The following is an 18,921-nucleotide window of genomic DNA, read 5'->3' on the forward strand; positions in this document are numbered from 1 at the left end:
CCGGTGAAGGTGGTTACTGAATGGAAACGGTTATTGCGTTTATAGTAATATTCGGGACACTTGTAGCATTTCATGAGTTTGGTCATTTCTTGTTTGCTAAGAGAGCCGGCATCATGGTTCGAGAGTTCGCTATCGGAATGGGACCTAAAATTTTAGCGATCCGCAAAGGTGAAACGCAATATACGATACGCTTGTTGCCTTTAGGTGGATATGTACGCATGGCTGGTGAAGATTTCGATACAGTCGAATTGCAGCCAGGTTACCGCGTAGGTCTATTATTGAATGCACAAGACGAGATAGAAAAGATTTATTTGAATCGAAATGTTTCTAATCCGAATATTTTAAACGTAGAAGTAGAAAAGTCGGATTTAGATAGAGAACTATATATTGAAGGATATGACGAAGATGGCCAACTGGTTCATCTGAAAATTGCCAGAACGGCAATGATTATCGAAAAAGGTCAAGAAACATTAATTGCTCCTTATGATCGTCAATTTGAATCCAAGTCATTGGGTAGCAGGGCGTTGGCAATATTTGCAGGACCTCTATTCAACTTTATTCTAGCATTTTTCATTTTCTTGGCTTTGGGTTTAATGAATGGTGTACCAACCAATGAACCCATCATCTCAGAAGTGAAGCCGGATACACCGGCAGAAATGGCCGGAATGAAAAAAGATGATTTAATTACTGGAGTAGACGGTAAGTCAATTGATTCTTGGCCAAAGTTTTCTGAAGCAATTCAAAACAGTGCTGGAGTCCCTATGTCTATAGAAGTGGAACGTGCAGGTAAACAAGTTGTTTTAGATGTAGTACCTGATACAGTAGAAGATGCAGGACAGGAATTCGGTCAAATTGGCGTTATGTATTCAAGTCCATTGGAAAAAGGAATTATCAAATCCATTGTGTTCGGCGCTGAACAGACGTACACATGGACTGTGAAGATCTTCGAATTATTAGGTATGCTCGTTACAGGTCAGTTTACAATAGACGCACTATCGGGTCCTGTTGGTATTTATAAGGCGACAGAAGAAGTGGCCCAACATGGTATTTTCAACTTAATGAATTGGGGCGCTGTGCTGAGTATCAATCTGGGAATCATGAATTTACTGCCATTGCCTGCATTAGATGGCGGTAGATTATTATTCTTCCTGTTTGAAGGCTTACGAGGTAAACCAATTGATAAACAAAAAGAAGGTATGGTGCATTTTGTAGGGATCATGCTATTAATGGTTTTGATGCTTGTTGTGACATGGAATGACATCCAACGATTTTTCTTCTAAAGAAGGTGGGAGTATATGATGAAACAATCGAAAACGTTTATACCCACAATGCGTGAAAATCCAGCAGATATAGAGATGCGTTCACATCAGTTATTGTTGCGGGCAGGTTATATCCGACAGAATGCCAATGGTGTGTACACGTATTTAACTCTTGCTCAAAAAGTGTTTAGAAAGATCGCGACGATTATCCGTCAAGAAATGGAAGCTATCGAAGGAATAGAAATCTCTTTGCCTGCATTGCAAAGCTCGAGTATCCTAAAAGAAACCGAGCGTTGGGACTCATACGGTAAGGAAATGTTCCATGTCGCTGACAGACAAACTAATCAATTGACGTTGAGCTCAAGTGATGAAGAAGCAATCATCGACTTGTTGCGTGACGAAGTTCGATCATATAAAAAGTTGCCGCTAACCATTTTTCAAATCAAAACGAAATTCCGGGATGAAGTAAAACCTCGTGCAGGTTTACTTCATAGTAGGGAATTCATAAGAAAAGATGCCTATTCATTTCATGCCACACAAGAAAGTTTGGATGAAAAGTATTTGGAAGTCATGCAAGCCTATACCAATATGTTAACCCGTCTTGGAATGCATTTCCGCATGGTCATGTCGGATGGGGGTGCAGGATCTCATGAGTTCATAGCGTTAGCAGAAAATGGAGAAGACCGGATTGCGTATAGTGATAGCTCCTCCTACGCTGCGAATATGGAGTTTGCTGAAGTGAATGCGGAGTATGAGACATCAGATGAAAAGCAATTGGAAATGTCAAAAATCTCCACGCCAAACCAACAAACAATTGAGGATCTCGCTTCATTTTTATCGGTTGACCCTGAGCGTATCATCAAGTCATTGGTGTATAAAGCAGATGAAGACTTTGTTATGGTTATATGTCGTGGTGATCATAGCATCAATGAACATAAATTAAAGCGTTTTTTAAATGTAACTCATATAGAACTGGCAACTGAACAACAGATCGAAGAATTACTAGGCTGTCATATTGGTTCAATTGGTCCTGTGAAACTACCTATTGGTGTAAGGGTATATGCAGATCATGCGGTTAATGCAATGGTTAACGTAGTAGCAGGAGCAAATATTGACGATTATCATTTATTGAACGTTAACCCAGAACGTGACTTTGCCATAGACGATTACGTGGATCTTCGTTTTATTCAAGAAGGAGATGCTTCACCGGACGGAATGGGTACGATTAAATTCACTGAAGGAATTGGTGTCGGGCATATTCGTAAACTAGGTACTGTTTTCAGTGAGCAGATGAAAGGAACTTTCCTCAATGAACACGGTCGAACAAAGCCATTCATTATGGGAAGTTATAGTATAGGAATCTCACGTTTACTGGCGACAATTGCTGAGCAGTTTAATGATGAAAATGGTTTGAAATGGCCAAAACATTTAGCGCCGTTTGATATACATTTAATTGCGATGAATGTTAAAGATGAAGTGCAAGTACAACTAGCTGATGAATTATATGCTGTACTAGAGTCATATCGATATGATGTATTATATGATGATCGTGCCGAAAGAGCGGGTGTGAAATTCGCTGATGCAGACTTGATTGGTTTGCCGGTTCGCATTATAATTGGTAAAAGAGCAGATGAAGGAATTGTGGAAGTTATGTATCGCCACAGTGGTGAGTCAATAGAATGGCAAAAAGAAGAAGTGTTGGAAAAACTACAGTCCTTCTTTAGTGCAGATTAATCCAAGAAGGGGAGTCCGTTAACGGAACTTCCCTTCTTTTCGCGATAGAACGGAGGAATATATAGTGGATGCCGCTCAAAAGTTTTTAACATTGCTCCAACAGACAGGTCTAACAGATGATCAGTTAATGAACTATTTTCAAAATGGTGAGTTGAATCGTGTCACCGTACAGAAGAAATCAAGAGTGTGGAAATTCAACATTACATTGGATAAAGTGTTGCCGATTGATGTTTTTCAGTTTATGCAACAACGCGTTCATGAATCGTTTGCTGCGATAGCGAATGTTCATCTTGAAATGGAAGCAAGAAACAACGAAGTAAACGAACAATTAATTATAGATTATTGGCCAATTATAATTGATGAATTAGCAGATATCTCCCCCCCTATGCGTCAATGTTTAGTGGGTCAAACACCTAAGATACATGGTGAGAAGTTATTGCTTAATTGCTCAAGCGACTTGGAGTGTCAAACGTTAAAAAACAAATATATCGAAACCATATCAGCCCTGTATCAACAATTCGGTTTTCCAAAGTATATGTTAGATGTTTCAATAGTTGAAAATCATAATGCAGAAGAAGAACGTCAACAATTCCTCTCACAAAAGAAACAAGAAGAGGATGTACTATCCAAGCAGGCCTATCATCAGCTGCAACAACGTGAATCGATGAAAAGTGAACAAGGTGATTCTGATAAAGTACTTGCTCTTGGTACACCAATCAAAGCTAACGAGCCAATCGTTCCAATCCATGAAATACAAGATGAAGAAAGACGTTTGATTATAGAAGGCTTTGTATTTGATGCAGAAGTACGTGAATTAAGAAGTGGTCGTTCTTTATTGACACTGAAAGTAACGGATTACACCGATTCGATCTTAGTTAAAATGTTTTCACGAGATAATGAGGACGCTGAAATCATGAAGTCTTTCAAAAAAGGTATGTGGGTTCGTGCGCGTGGCGGTATACAGAACGATACATTCGTTAGAGACTTAATCATGATGGCGCAGGACATTGCGGTTATTCCAACAATTGAACGGAAAGATAAAGCTCCAGATGGGCAGAAGCGTGTGGAATTACATGCACATACTTCCATGAGTCAAATGGATGCAGTCGTTTCAGCTTCAGCTTTAGTTGCTCAAGCAGCCAAGTGGGGACATCCCGCAATTGCCATTACCGATCATGCGAACGTACAATCTTATCCTGACGCGTATAATGCAGGTAAAAAGCATGGTATAAAAGTGTTGTTTGGTTTAGAAATCAACTTGGTCGATGACGGTGTGCCAATCGTTTATGAAGAACAACACCGTTTGCTAGAAACAGATACGTATGTCGTATTCGACGTTGAGACTACAGGTTTGTCAGCAGTCTACGACACAATCATTGAACTGGCGGCTGTGCGGGTGAAAGATGGGGAAATCATTGATCGCTTTGAACGTTTTGCCAATCCGCATCACCCGCTGTCTTCTATCACTACCAATTTGACAGGTATTACAGATGACATGGTTGAAAATGCACCCGAAGTTGAAGATGTCATGGCAGAGTTTATAGACTTTATAGGCGATAGTGTGTTGATTGCTCATAACGCTTCATTCGATATGGGCTTCTTTTATGCTTCATGTAAGCGCGCGAAGATTGAAACTGTAGCTTATCCTGTTATCGATACGTTGGAACTTTCGCGATTCCTATATCCAGAACTACGAAATCATCGTCTAAATACGTTAGCTAAAAAATTCGATATTGAACTAACACAACATCACCGTGCTATATACGATACAGAAGCTACAGCACATCTATTTTTGCGTTTATTATCAGATGCACAGGAAAAAGGTATCGAGTGGTTAGATGATCTTAATAAAAACATCGGTGAAGGAGATGCCTATAAGCGGTCAAGACCTTCACACTGCACGTTGCTTGCAACAGACAATGAAGGGTTAAAAAATCTATTCAAGCTCGTATCTATATCGCATATGGACTTCTTCTACCGGGTGCCACGTATCCCTCGTTCGTTGCTCGTAAAGTATCGAAAAGGCATAATAGTTGGTTCGGGCTGCGATAAAGGTGAAGTATTTGAAGGTTTAATGCAAAAACCGATGGAAGAGGTAGAAGAAATTGCAAGTTTCTACGATTACCTAGAAATTCATCCGAAGCCAGTCTACTCTCATTTACTTGAACTCGATTTGATTCGCGACGAGTGGAACCTCGAAGATATCATGCGTAAGATGATTAAGCTTGGTAAGAAAACTGGCTTGCCCGTTTGTGCTACGGGAAATGTTCATTATTTGGATGAAACTGATGCAACCTATCGCCAAGTACTTGTTCGTTCACAGGGTGGGGCGAATCCGTTGAATCGGCACTCTTTACCTGAAGTTCATTTCCGTACAACAGATGAAATGTTGAAGGAGTTTGAGTTTTTAGGTGAAGATGTAGCAAAAGAAATCGTGGTTGATAATCCGGTGAAAATAATGGAGCGTGTAGGTGACGTCAAACCAATCAAAGATGACTTATATACTCCTACAATCGATGGTGCGGAAGACGAAGTGCGAGATTTAACTTACTCTATGGCACATCAAATATATGGAGAAACATTACCTGAAATTGTTGAAGCCCGTATCATAAAAGAATTGACTTCTATTATTGACAATGGCTTCTCAGTTATTTATCTTATCTCACATAAGCTTGTCAAAAAGTCCTTGGATGACGGCTACTTAGTTGGTTCGCGTGGATCAGTCGGTTCTTCATTTGTTGCAACGATGATGGAAATAACAGAAGTAAATCCCTTGCCGCCACATTATGTGTGCCCATCTTGTAAGACATATGAGTTCTTCGACGACGGTTCAGTTAGCTCAGGTTATGACTTGCCGGATAAGGAATGTCCAAATTGCCAGACAATGTTTAAAAAGGATGGTCAAGATATACCATTCGAAACGTTCCTTGGCTTTGCCGGTGATAAAGTTCCAGATATCGACTTGAACTTTAGTGGTGAGTATCAGTCACACGCACATAACTATACTAAAGAATTATTCGGTGAAGATTATGTATTTCGTGCAGGGACAATTGGGACAGTAGCTGAAAAAACTGCTTACGGATATGTTCGAGGATATATGAATGATAATGATATCCAAATGCGCGGTGCTGAAATCGATCGGCTTGTGCAGGGCTGCACAGGTGTTAAACGAAATACTGGACAGCACCCTGGTGGTATTATTGTTGTACCGGATACAATGGACATCTTTGATTTTACACCCATTCAATTCCCGGCCAATGATCTTGAATCCAGCTGGAAAACGACGCATTTTGATTTCCACTCCATCGATAATAACTTATTGAAATTAGATATTTTAGGACATGATGATCCGACGATGATCAAAATGCTAGAAGACTTGTCTGGCATCGATGCGTTAACCATACCGCCCGACGATAAAGGTGTTATGGAATTATTTAGCGGCACGTCTTCACTTGGTGTCACAGAAGAACAAATTGATTGTAAAACTGGGACGCTTGGTGTGCCGGAATTTGGTACTCGGTTTGTACGTCAAATGTTGGAAGAAACAAAACCATCTACGTTCTCCGAGTTGATCCAGATATCGGGATTGTCACACGGCACCGATGTTTGGCTGGGGAACGCTCAGGAATTAATCCAAAATAAAACATGTCAACTGTCAGAGGTAATCGGTTGTCGTGATGATATTATGGTGTATTTGATCTATCAGGGTCTAGAACCTTCGCTTGCATTTAAAATAATGGAGTCAGTTCGAAAAGGTAAAGGGCTAACACCTGAATTTGAAGAAGCAATGAAAGAAAATAAAGTACCTGCTTGGTATATCGGCTCATGTAAGAAGATTAAGTATATGTTCCCGAAAGCTCACGCAGCCGCATATGTTTTAATGGCACTTCGAATCGCTTGGTTCAAAGTCCATCATCCTATCATGTACTATGCGACATACTTTACCGTTCGTGCGACTGACTTCGATTTAGTGACGATGTGTAAAGGTTCAGCAAGTATTCGAGCGATGATTAAAGAGATCAATGCTAAGGGATTGGATGCACCTCCAAAAGAAAAGAACTTAGTAGTTGTTTTAGAGATTGCACTTGAAATGGTCGAGCGAGGATTTACATTTGCTAAACCCGACCTCTATAAATCAGATGCAACGCAGTTTATTATTGAAGGTAATAAATTAATTCCACCATTTAACTCGATTCCGTCACTCGGAACGAACGTTGCGAAGACGATTGTTGAAGCAAGAAAAGATGGCGAGTTTTTATCGAAAGAGGACTTTCAGAAGAGAGGCCGTGTTTCTAAAACAGTAGTTGAGTATCTAGATAATCTTGGTTGTATGGAAGGAATGCCAGAAGCGAACCAATTATCCCTATTCTAATGGGCTCGTGGCGGTTGCTTCAGTTGCATTGTAAAAGGCCATGTGATACGATTAAAACAACTTTTGCTATACGTCTTGCGGAAAAGAGTGGGGCTCCCCGCTCTTTTCTGTTGTTATTTTGAATTTCGGGAGGGATACCATTTGAGTAAAATTACAGAAGAAGTCGAACAGTTGGCAAGACCGATCGTTGAAGAATTGGGTCTTGAGCTGGTTGATGTTGAGTTCTTAAAAGAAGGTAGCGATTGGTTTCTACGCGTCTACATCGATACGCCGGAAGGTAACATTGACATAGATCAATGTGCGGCTGTTAGTAATAAGCTAAGCGAGGAACTGGACCGTGTGGACCCGATTACGCAAAATTACTTCCTTGAAGTGTCTTCTCCCGGAGCGGAAAGACCATTGAAAAAAGATGAAGATTTTGAAAAAGCCGTAGGCCAATATGTGTTCATCAAAACTTATGAACCGATTGATGGAATGAAAGAATTCGAAGGCTACTTACTCGGATACGGACCGGACCATGCAAAAGTGGAAATACGGATCAAGACAAGAAAAGTACTAGTAGAAATCGATAAAACAAAAATTGCTTTAGCGCGACTGGCGATTGACTTTTAAAAACAAAAGCGCAAAGAACCATCTAGCCTCAACAGGCGTTGGAGAAATTCCCACAAAGGCGCTTTTTGCCTTTATGGGAATTTCGAAGTGACCCCTGGTGCTTGAAGCTAGATGTAAACAAAAGCACAAACACCGTCTAGCCCTGTGCTAGCGACTAAATCACCATGAGTAATGACAATCGGAATGTAGGAGTGATGAACATGAGTAGTGAGCTACTCGAGGCATTGACAGCTCTTGAACAGCAAAAAGGTATATCAAGAGAAGTAATAGTTGATGCGATTGAAGCAGCGCTTGTAACAGCGTACAAACGAAATTTTAACCAGGCGCAAAACGTCCGTGTTGATTTGAACTTAAATAAAGGCACTATGGCTGTCTATTCAAGAAAAGACGTAGTAGAAGAAGTGGAAGATGATCGTTTGCAAATTTCATTGGAAGATGCACAAATGATCAATCCAGTCTATGAACTAACAGATGTCGTCGAAGAAGAAGTTACACCACGTGACTTTGGCCGTATTGCTGCGCAAACCGCTAAACAAGTTGTGACACAACGTGTACGTGAAGCTGAACGCGGTTTGATTTATGAAGAGTATATCGACCGTGAAGAAGATATCGTAAACGGAATCGTAGAGCGTATGGATCCGAAAAACTTATTCGTTGGATTAGGAAAAGTGGAGGCTGTATTGCCGACAAGCGAACAAATCCAAACAGAAAACTATGCTCCGCACGATCGCATTAAAGTGTATATTACAAAAGTCGAAAGAACAGCACGCGGACCGCAAGTGTTTGTTTCTAGAACACACCCAGGGCTACTACGTCGTTTATTCGAACTTGAAGTACCTGAAATCTATGATGGAACAGTGGAAATTAAATCGATTGCACGCGAAGCCGGTGATCGTTCGAAAATCTCTGTTTACACAACAAATGAAGAAGTAGATCCGGTCGGTTCTTGTGTAGGTTCAAGAGGGGCGCGCGTACAATCTATTTCAAATGAATTAAATGGCGAAAAAGTGGACATCGTAGAGTGGTCAGAAGACCCTGTAGTCTTCGTTGCAAATGCTCTAAGTCCTTCTAAAGTAATTGATGTACAAGTAAATGAAGAAGAACGCTCGACAACAGTTGTCGTGCCGGATTACCAACTTTCATTAGCTATCGGAAAAAGAGGGCAAAATGCAAGATTGGCTGCTAAATTAACAGGCTGGAAAATCGACATCAAAAGCGAAACTGACGCTAGAGAATTAGGGATCTATCCTCGTGAAGAATCTCTTGCAGTTCTAGTAGAAGAACCTGAAGTCGAAACAGATGAGTTCTTGGAAACATACGAGTATGAAGAAGAAATACCTGTTGAAACAGCTGAAGACTTTGATTTATACGCAGATGAAGACAAAGAAGATTGATTTGGAAAGGATTGCATGCTGATGTCGAACAATCGGAAAATCCCTTTGCGTAAATGTGCAGCGACTGGTGACATGTTACCTAAAAAAGAAATGATACGAATTGTCCGTACGAAAGAAGGAGAAGTATCCGTAGATTTGACAGGAAAGAAGTCAGGCCGCGGTACATATGTTTCTAAAACGGAGGATGCCGTGGAGAAAGCACGTAAGCAACACTCATTTGAACATCAATTGGGAGTTAAAGTGCCGGAACAAGTCTACGATGACCTTTTACATGCCATTCGGCGAGAGGCAATCAAATGACAAAAGATCCGACAAAAATTTATCAACTGCTAGGTATGGCTGCCCGCGCACGTAAAATTGCAACGGGTGAAGATTTAGTCGTACAGGCGGTTCGTTCAGGTGAAGCACATCTGGTCATCCTATCAGGCGATGCATCAAAGAATACGATGAAAAAACTAACGAATAAATGTAATACGTACAACGTTGAGAAGCATGTATTTGGAAGTCGTGAAGAACTGGGGCATGCAATTGGAAAAGAAGCCCGAGTTGTCTTGGCACTAACAGATAAAGGATTCGCAAAAAAATTATCCGAGCTACTCAACGATTATAACCGGGGGTGGGCTAATGACGAAAATGAAAGTACATGAATATGCCAGATCAATAGGAAAAACAAGTAGAGATCTTGCTGAAGAATTACTTAAGAGTGATATTGTGATTAAGAGCCATATGGAAGAACTAGATCCAGTTTCAATTGCAAAATTAGACGAAAAGTTCGGAGACTTGAAAAAGCCTGAGGTGAAAACTACTACAGTTAAGCCGGCGAGCAAGCCAGCGAACCAAAGAACAGATCGTCCAAGCAATACAAACAAACCAGCTTCAACACAAGGTACTAATCGTCCTGCTAGTAACCAAGGCGGATCGAACCGACCATCATCAACACGTCCACAAGGGCAATCTACATCAGCTCCAAAAACGGGTAGCACTCCGCCACCTCGTCAAGCACAAGGCGGCGGACCACGTCCAGCTGGTGGAGGCGGTCGTCCAGGCGGCGGTCGCGGTGGAAGACCACCAGCACGCGGAATCAACCAAGGGCGCCGTAGATATCGTCCGGCAGTACCAGCACAAAAGGTTGAAATACCTTTACCGGATAAAATCACATTTTATGAATCATTGTCAGTTGGCGAGCTAGCTAAAAAGTTAGGTAAAGAGCCTTCCGAGATCATTAAAAAGTTGTTCATGCTTGGGGTAATGGCTACCATTAACCAAGAATTAGATAAAGATGCAATTGAATTGATTTGTGCTGAATACGAGGTTGAGGTAGAAGAAGAGATCCGTATTGACGTAACAGACTTGGAGATCTACTTCGAAGATCCTGAAGAGGAAGAAGAAGTAGCAGGCGAGTTGACAGAGCGACCACCAGTCGTCACTATCATGGGTCACGTAGACCATGGTAAAACAACATTGCTTGACTCGATTCGTGACACGAAAGTAACTCAAGGTGAAGCGGGTGGTATTACTCAGCATATTGGTGCATACCAAATAACAGCTAATGGCAAGAAAATCACATTTTTAGATACGCCAGGTCACGAAGCTTTCACAACAATGAGAGCACGTGGTGCAAAAGTCACAGACTTAACAATCTTAGTTGTTGCAGCGGATGACGGTGTAATGCCGCAAACGATTGAAGCGATCAATCATGCGAAAGCTGCTGAAGTTCCAATCATTGTAGCAGTTAATAAAATGGATAAACCAGCAGCAAATCCAGACCGTGTCATGCAAGAATTGACTGAACACGGTTTAGTCGCAGAAGATTGGGGCGGCGACACCATTTTCGTTCCGATTTCCGCACTAAAAGGTGAAGGAATTGAACAGTTACTTGAAATGGTTTTACTAGTTGCAGAAGTAGGAGAATTTACTGCGGATACATCTATTAGAGCTAGAGGAACTGTAATTGAAGCGCAGCTCGACAAAGGTAAAGGTTCAGTAGCTACATTGCTTGTACAAAATGGTACATTACATGTAGGAGATCCAATCGTTGTCGGAAATACGTATGGTCGTGTACGTGCAATGGTCAGTGACCTTGGACGTCGCGTAAAAGAAGCAGGCCCATCCACACCGGTAGAAATTACTGGATTGAGTGATGTTCCATTTGCAGGAGATCGTTTCGTTGTGTTTAAAGATGAAAAGACTGCTCGTCAAATCGGGGAAACACGTGCCGGAGAAGCTCTTCAAGAACAACGCGTAGAAAAAACTCGTGTGACACTTGATAACTTATTTGACCAAATGAAACAAGGTGAAATGAAAGAATTGAACTTGATTGTTAAAGCAGATGTACAAGGTGCGGTTGAGGCAATGGCGGCTTCTTTAATGAAGATCGAAGTTGAAGGCGTTAACGTTAAAATCATCCACACTGGTGCAGGTGCTATCAATGAGTCCGATATTTCATTGGCTGCTGCGTCCAACGCAATCGTTATTGGGTTTAACGTACGACCTGATACCAATGCAAAACGGGCTGCGGAAGCAGAAGGCGTAGACATCCGTCTACACCGTGTCATCTATAAAGTAATTGAAGAAATTGAATCTGCTATGACTGGATTACTTGATCCTGAGTATGAAGAAAAGGTAATTGGTCAGGCGGAAGTTCGTGAAACATTTAAAGTATCGAAGATCGGTACGATTGCAGGAAGCTATGTAATCGATGGTAAGATCTCTCGTGATGCTGGCGTTCGTGTATTACGCGATAACATTGTAGTCTTTGAAGGCGAACTTGATACATTGAAGCGTTTCAAAGATGATGCAAAAGAAGTCGCAAAAGGCTATGAATGTGGAATTACCATTAAGAAATTCAATGATGTCAAAGAAGGAGATATCATCGAAGCGTACATTATGGAAGAAATCAAGCGAGTATGATTGTTTACGCGGAATGTTCTTTCTACATCCCGTCAGCAGCTTCGTTAAAAGATAAACGATCAGTGCTGAACCGGATGAGAGATCGGGTGAAAAATTCCTATAATGTATCTGTTGCAGAAATTGATCATCAGGATTTATGGCAACGTACCACTTTTGCTTTAGTTGCTGTTGCATCTTCGAAAGACGCAGCAGAACGAGAAGTAAGACGTGCGATTCGTCTGTTTGAATCCAATCCTGATTGGGAAATGACCGCGTGTACAGTTGACTACTTATGAGCGAAGAACGAGGTGAATTGCCATGTCAGTGCGTGCTAATCGTATAGCTGAACAAATGAAAAAAGAATTGGGCGATATCATCGGCCAAAAACTTAAAGATCCACGTATCGGTTTTGTAACTGTTACGGGTGTAGATGTTACTGGAGACTTGCAACAAGCGAAGATTTTCATATCTGTTTTAGGGACAGATAAAGAAAAGGAAGATTCGTTACTTGGGCTCTCTAAAGCGAAAGGTTTCATACGATCAGAAATTGGTCAGAGAATTCGTTTGCGTAAAACACCTGAAATCGAATTTGAAATCGATGAATCAGTTGCTTACGGTAACCGGATCGAAAGCTTAATCCGCAAAGTAAATGATGAAAACGAACAATAAACATGAGGAGGAAGTTCATAGTCGCTTACGCGGTATGGCTTCCTCTCTTCTTACATAGAGCAAGTATTTCTGAATGAATTTAGGAAGAAGGGATAGGATGAACGGGATTTTGCCTTTATGGAAAGAGAAGGGCATGACATCGCATGACTGTGTCTTTAAACTTCGGAAAATATTAAAGACGAAAAAAGTAGGTCATACCGGTACGTTGGATCCTGAAGTAGAAGGCGTTTTGCCCATCTGCATAGGAAGAGCTACAAAAGTGGCTTCTTATATTACCGATGCGGGAAAAGAATATATTGCTACTGTATCGATAGGCCGCTCAACAGAAACTGAGGATGCGCAAGGTGAGACGGTCGCTAGTGATTTGACACATAAGGAATTCTCGAAGAAGCAAATTATGGAAGCACTAGAGCAATTGACAGGGGAAATTACACAAATCCCTCCTATGTACTCAGCGGTAAAAGTAAACGGCAGACGACTGTATGAATACGCGCGGAAAGGCATCGAAGTAGAAAGACCGATTCGTAAAGTGCAGATCGATCAAATCGATTTATTGGATGAGAAACAATCGTTTACTGGTGAAGAAGTGACATTTTCCATTAGAGTACGATGTGGAAAAGGAACTTATATTCGAACGCTAGCAGTGCAAATTGGTGAACTTCTCGGATATCCAGCACATATGCATTCTTTAATCCGTACCGTTTCGGGTAATTTTAATGAATCCCATTGTAAAACTTTAGCTGAAGTAGCGCAAATAATGGACCAAGGACAAGTGCAGACCATCTTGCGTCCTATCGAAGACGTGTTGACTGAATTTCCACAGCTAGAACTGGAAGAATCTTTAGTAGAATCCATACGAAATGGTCAAGTGCTCCCAGCAGTACCACTGCTCAACGATCACCCTTCCATCATGATGATGTTCGAGGGTCGCGTATTGGCGATCTATCAAAACCACCCAACAAAGCCTGGATTAATGAAACCAGAAAAAATGCTACTGGCTAGTGAGTAAGGAGAGATAGAAATGGAAATCTACAGATTACGATATCCAGATCAGGTAGAAATTGAACAACAACATGCTTATTCTTTAGCTATTGGATTTTTCGACGGTGTACATAAAGGACATCAGGAAGTCATCCGTAGTGCAAAAAAAGTTGCAGATGAATTAGCGATAAAAACGGCTGTCATGACATTCGATCCTCATCCATCGCAACTCTTTTCGGGAAAGAATATTGGCTATATTACACCGGCTGAAGAAAAAAACCGAGTACTCGAGTCGCTCGGAGTGAATGCGTTATTCATCGTTAGCTTTGATTGGGAACTGGCTAGTCTTTCGCCGCAAAAATTCATAGACATCTTTATTAAAGGACTCAATGTTAAGCATGTGACGGCAGGATTTGATTTTACGTTCGGTTCGAAGGGTTTAGGTACGATGAAAGACATGCAGGAACTGTCAGAAGGGAAGTACGGCACTACGGTCATTTCTAAAGTAACATTTAATGAAGAATATAAAGTCTCATCGACTGAAATTCGACAGTTGTTATCTAATGGTGATGTAGAGGCCGCAGCAGTGCTTCTTGGGCGGCCATTCCGTACATTCGGTGAAGTGATACATGGTGAAAAAAGAGGGCGTCAATTGGGTTTTCCTACGGCTAATATTCAAACAGCTGAAGAACATATCGTTCCCGCCAATGGGGTATACGCTGTGCGTTGTCTAATCGGAGATACCTGGTATCGTGGAGTTTGTAATATGGGCGTGAAGCCGACATTTCATGATCCAGAACATCGTATTCCTACGGCTGAAGTACATCTCCTTGATGTAAACATGGATCTTTACGGACAGCAAATAGCGATTGAATGGCTACACCGCATACGTTCAGAACAAAAATTCGATTCGCTTGATGCATTGAAAACACAAATTGGCAAAGACAAACAAACGGCAAAGGACTTATTAACCGACTAGTTGATTGTTGCAACTGACATAATGCCGTGATATGATACAATAGTGTTCAATACACGAACCTCTTCTTGGCAACACGAGTCACCAACGTTTGCTCGGGAGACGGGGATACTTTTATTTAGGAGGTGAAAAGGATGGCTATTACACAAGAGCGCAAAGCTGAATTGATCAACGAATTCAAGACTCATGAAAATGATACTGGATCGGCTGATGTTCAGATTGCTATCCTTACTGAAGAGATCAACAACTTGAACGGCCACTTACGTACGCACAAGAAAGATCACCACTCACGTCGTGGTTTGTACAAAATGGTTGGTACACGTCGTCGTCTATTGAGATATCTACGTGAAACTAACGTTCAACGTTACCGTGATCTTATTGCATCACTTGGCTTACGCCGTTAATAAGACTGAAAAGCGGGCTTTGCCCGCTTTTTTCTATGGACTAAAGATAATATATTTCGCATAAATGTGTCACTTTTGATACACTATTACTAATTACATACTAGATGTAGAAAGTTTTACAATAGAGAGGAGTTCTACAATGTCAGAACAGAAAAAAGTTTATACACTCGATTGGGCTGGACGTACGCTAACAATCGAAGCCGGCCAACTTGCAAAGCAAGCTAATGGTGCTGTGCTCGTTCGTTATGGCGAAACAACAGTACTTTCTACGGTGACTGCTTCTAAAAAGCCGAAGCCTTTAGATTTCTTCCCCCTAACAGTAAATTATGAGGAACGTATGTACTCAGTAGGTAAAATTCCGGGTGGATTTATTAAGCGTGAAGGGCGTCCTTCAGAAAATGCGGTATTGACTAGTCGATTAATTGACCGTCCAATTAGACCTTTATTCCCAGATGGCTTCCGTAATGATGTTCAAGTTATTTCACTTGTTATGTCTGTAGATCAGGATTGTTCATCTGAGATTTCGGCAATGATCGGTTCTTCATTAGCTCTTTCCATTTCGGATATTCCATTTGATGGTCCGATTGCAGGTGTTCAAGTAGGTCGCATCGATGGAGAATTCATCGTTAATCCTACACCTAGCCAACTTGAAACATCTGAAATTGATTTGGTCGTAGCAGGAACAAAAGATGCAATCAACATGGTAGAAGCAGGAGCTAAAGAAGTGACTGAAGATATCATGCTAGAAGCAATTATGTTTGGTCATGATCAAATTAAGAAATTAGTCGAATTCCAAGAAATGATAATAGCTGAAATCGGTAAGCCAAAGTTTGAGATTGAGTTATTCGAATTGGATACAGACATCAGTAAAGAAGTGAAAGATCGTTGTGAAAAAGAATTAATAACAGCGATACAAACTGAAGAGAAGCATGCACGCGAAGAAGCGATCAATGAAGTGAAAGCATCCGTTCTTGAGCATTATACAGAAATCGAAGCAGATGAAACTACAATCAAGCAAGTGAAAGCAGTTCTAGAGCAAATGGTGAAAGATGAAGTACGCCGTCTGATTACAGTCGACAAAGTACGCCCAGATGGCCGTGGACTTGACGAAATACGTCCATTATCTTCTGAAACGGGTCTACTACCTCGCTCTCACGGTTCCGCATTATTCACACGTGGACAAACGCAAGTGCTAAGCGTATGTACATTAGGTGCGCTTGGTGAAAACCAAATTATTGATGGTATAGGCTCAGATGAGTCTAAGCGCTTCATGCACCATTATAACTTCCCAAACTTTAGTGTTGGGGAAACAGGACCAATTCGTGGTCCTGGCCGTCGTGAAATTGGTCACGGTGCGTTAGGAGAGCGAGCGTTGCAGCCTATGCTTCCGGATGAAGTAGAATTCCCTTACACAATGCGTCTCGTTGCAGAAGTATTGGAGTCTAATGGTTCTTCTTCACAAGCATCGATCTGTGCCTCTACAATGGCTATGATGGATGCTGGCGTACCACTTAAAGCACCAGTAGCAGGAATTGCTATGGGCTTGATCAAAAAGGATGAAGATTATTCTATTCTGTCGGATATTCAAGGAATGGAAGATCATTTAGGCGATATGGACTTTAAAGTAGCAGGTACAAGTAAAGGTATCACTGCACTTCAAATGGATATTAAAATCGACGGATTATCTCGTCAGATTTTAGAAGAATCTCTTGCGCAAGCAAAAATCGGCCGTATTAAAATTCTTGATCATATGTTGACAACAATTTCTTCAACACGTGAAGAATTGTCTGAATATGCACCGAAAATTATAGTGATTCATATTAAACCAGACAAAATCCGTGATGTAATCGGACCTGGCGGTAAAGTAATCAATAAAATTATCGAAGAAACTCAAGTGAAAATCGATACAGAGCAAGACGGAACGGTTTACATCTCGTCACCAAACTCTGAAATGAATGAGAAAGCTAAGAAGATGATTGAAAATATCGTACGTGAAGCAAAAGTAGGCGAGTACTACTTGGCAAAAGTTAAACGTATTGAGAAATTTGGCGCATTCTTAGAAATCTTCCCTGGCAAAGATGGTTTGCTTCATATTTCTGAAATTCAAGAAGCACGCACGAAAGAAGTGGAAGATGTACTTAAATTAGATGATGAGCTATTTGTAAAAGTAATTGAAATCGACAGACAAGGTCGAGTCAATCTTTCACGTAAAGTAGTCATTCTAGAAGAAAAAGAAAAAGAACAAGCTAGCAAAGAGTAATCAAATGAATTATTCAAAAAGCCTCTTCCTGCACAAGTTGCGGCGAAGGAGGCTTTTTGTACTTTACATAAGGAGTGAAGTCTATGATACAAAAGTATAATTGTTCAAATGGTGTTCGTATTATTCATGAAAAGATGCCCCATGTACAGTCCGTAGCGATCGGTATTTGGGTACATGCAGGTTCAGCAAATGAAACAAAAGAGCAAGAGGGAATCGCTCACTTTATAGAGCATATGCTATTTAAAGGAACAGATACAAGAAGTGCGCGAATGATTGCCGAACAATTCGATCAAATTGGAGGCGATCTTAACGCGTTTACTTCTAAAGAAATGACTTGCTATTACACTACAGTTTTAAGTCATCATGCCTCATACGCATTGACTGTTCTAGCTGATATGTTTTTTCATTCAAAGTTTAAAGAAGAAGAGATGGAAAAAGAAAAATCCGTCATATTAGATGAAATTTCTTCAGTTGAAGATATGCCTGACGAAGATGTAGATGAAAGATTATGGGAAGCAATGTTTCCGGAAGATCCAATTGGAAGACCGGTAGGGGGACGAATCGAAACCATCAAGTCTTTCACAAAAGAAATGGTTGAACAATTCTTGGTGAAACACTATCGACCTGAAAACTTGGTCATTTCGATTGCGGGAAATTATGATGAACGATTGATTAAATTGATTGAAGCAAACTTTGGAAATTATCAAAGCAAGGAACAAGCTCCTGTTTTATTGCATGAAGAAAGAGTTCCGAATTTCACTGCTCAACAAATTATCAAAGCAAAAGATATTGAACAAGCTCATGTCTGTTTTGGTTATCCGTCCTTACCTTCTACTCATGATAAAATTTATGAGTTAAGTTTATTCGATAGTATACTCGGGGGAACCATGTCTTCTAGATTGTTTCAGGAAGTCCGAGAAAACCGTGGACTGGCGTATTCGGTATACACCTATTATGCTGCATATGAAAACGCTGGTTCCTTTGTGATTTATTGTGGAACTTCTCCTGAGAACTTCGAAGAAACCTATCGTACAATCGATCAAGTTATAGGTGAAGTGCTACATGATGGTTTGACAGATAAAGAGTTAAGAAATGCTAAGGAACAGCTAAAAGGTAGCTTTGTGCTCGGTTTAGAAAGTTCTGAATCACGCATGTATAGAAATGGTCGCAATGAATTAGTGCTTGGTAAGCATCAAACAATTGAACAAGTGGTCAATCATATTGAAAACGTTGAAAAGCGAAGTGTCTATCGACTTGGCCAGCAAATGTTAGAAAGTAAACGCGCCACATCAATTATCGCGCCTAAAACCAATATTCAGCAATTTAAAAAACTACAGAACTAGTCGACTTCTCGCTTCCTACACATAAGAT

General features: G+C 40.8%; 15 protein-coding genes. All 15 read left to right on the forward strand.

Going from position 1 to position 18,921, the window contains the following annotated elements; all coding sequences use genetic code 11:
- The first annotated feature begins 20 nt into the window (after nt 1–20).
- Nucleotides 21–1,280, forward strand: a complete 1,260-nt coding sequence (gene rseP / locus SporoP32a_RS15205) for an RIP metalloprotease RseP (RefSeq protein ID WP_085428674.1) — start codon at nt 21–23, stop codon at nt 1,278–1,280.
- An 18-nt stretch (nt 1,281–1,298) separates the two neighbouring features.
- The gene (locus tag SporoP32a_RS15210; protein ID WP_085429110.1) at nt 1,299–2,993 is read left to right on the forward strand and encodes a proline--tRNA ligase; all 1,695 of its coding nucleotides are present in this window, start codon (nt 1,299–1,301) and stop codon (nt 2,991–2,993) included.
- A gap of 64 nt (nt 2,994–3,057) precedes the next feature.
- Nucleotides 3,058–7,365, forward strand: a complete 4,308-nt coding sequence (locus tag SporoP32a_RS15215) for a PolC-type DNA polymerase III (RefSeq protein WP_420542299.1) — start codon at nt 3,058–3,060, stop codon at nt 7,363–7,365.
- Between the two features lie 141 nt (nt 7,366–7,506).
- Entirely contained in the window at nt 7,507–7,977 is a 471-nt protein-coding gene (gene rimP / locus SporoP32a_RS15220; RefSeq protein WP_085428676.1) for a ribosome maturation factor RimP, read from the forward strand.
- A gap of 200 nt (nt 7,978–8,177) precedes the next feature.
- Entirely contained in the window at nt 8,178–9,371 is a 1,194-nt protein-coding gene (nusA, locus tag SporoP32a_RS15225; RefSeq protein WP_085428677.1) for a transcription termination factor NusA, read from the forward strand.
- 21 nt (nt 9,372–9,392) lie between these two features.
- Nucleotides 9,393–9,671: an RNase P modulator RnpM gene (gene rnpM / locus SporoP32a_RS15230; RefSeq protein WP_085429111.1), complete on the forward strand. Its 279-nt coding sequence runs from the start codon at nt 9,393–9,395 to the stop codon at nt 9,669–9,671.
- Complete coding sequence (locus SporoP32a_RS15235; RefSeq protein ID WP_085428678.1) at nt 9,668–10,018, forward strand: YlxQ family RNA-binding protein; 351 nt, start codon at nt 9,668–9,670, stop codon at nt 10,016–10,018. The genes rnpM and SporoP32a_RS15235 overlap by 4 nt, the downstream gene beginning before the upstream one ends.
- A complete protein-coding gene (gene infB / locus SporoP32a_RS15240) occupies nt 9,996–12,281 on the forward strand; it encodes a translation initiation factor IF-2 (RefSeq protein WP_085428679.1) in 2,286 nt (761 codons plus the stop codon). The genes SporoP32a_RS15235 and infB overlap by 23 nt, the downstream gene beginning before the upstream one ends.
- Complete coding sequence (locus tag SporoP32a_RS15245) at nt 12,278–12,556, forward strand: DUF503 domain-containing protein (protein WP_085428680.1); 279 nt, start codon at nt 12,278–12,280, stop codon at nt 12,554–12,556. The genes infB and SporoP32a_RS15245 overlap by 4 nt, the downstream gene beginning before the upstream one ends.
- A gap of 22 nt (nt 12,557–12,578) precedes the next feature.
- Nucleotides 12,579–12,929: a 30S ribosome-binding factor RbfA gene (gene rbfA, locus SporoP32a_RS15250; protein WP_029053165.1), complete on the forward strand. Its 351-nt coding sequence runs from the start codon at nt 12,579–12,581 to the stop codon at nt 12,927–12,929.
- A 97-nt stretch (nt 12,930–13,026) separates the two neighbouring features.
- Nucleotides 13,027–13,938, forward strand: coding sequence for a tRNA pseudouridine(55) synthase TruB (gene truB / locus SporoP32a_RS15255; protein ID WP_085428681.1), 912 nt, complete (start codon nt 13,027–13,029; stop codon nt 13,936–13,938).
- A gap of 12 nt (nt 13,939–13,950) precedes the next feature.
- On the forward strand, nt 13,951–14,889 hold the full coding sequence (ribF, locus tag SporoP32a_RS15260; RefSeq protein ID WP_085428682.1) for a riboflavin biosynthesis protein RibF: 939 nt from the start codon (nt 13,951–13,953) through the stop codon (nt 14,887–14,889).
- Between the two features lie 131 nt (nt 14,890–15,020).
- Nucleotides 15,021–15,290, forward strand: coding sequence for a 30S ribosomal protein S15 (gene rpsO / locus SporoP32a_RS15265; RefSeq protein ID WP_029053162.1), 270 nt, complete (start codon nt 15,021–15,023; stop codon nt 15,288–15,290).
- Nucleotides 15,291–15,429: 139 nt separating this feature from the next.
- Nucleotides 15,430–17,550 carry a polyribonucleotide nucleotidyltransferase gene (pnp, locus tag SporoP32a_RS15270; RefSeq protein WP_085428683.1) on the forward strand — a complete coding sequence of 707 codons (2,121 nt, stop codon included), beginning with the start codon at nt 15,430–15,432 and terminating at the stop codon, nt 17,548–17,550.
- Between the two features lie 83 nt (nt 17,551–17,633).
- Nucleotides 17,634–18,893, forward strand: a complete 1,260-nt coding sequence (locus SporoP32a_RS15275) for a M16 family metallopeptidase (protein ID WP_085428684.1) — start codon at nt 17,634–17,636, stop codon at nt 18,891–18,893.
- Nucleotides 18,894–18,921 lie beyond the last annotated feature (28 nt).

It is taken from the genome of Sporosarcina ureae, from assembly GCF_002109325.1.
Classification (GTDB): Bacteria; Bacillota; Bacilli; order Bacillales_A; family Planococcaceae; genus Sporosarcina; species Sporosarcina ureae_C.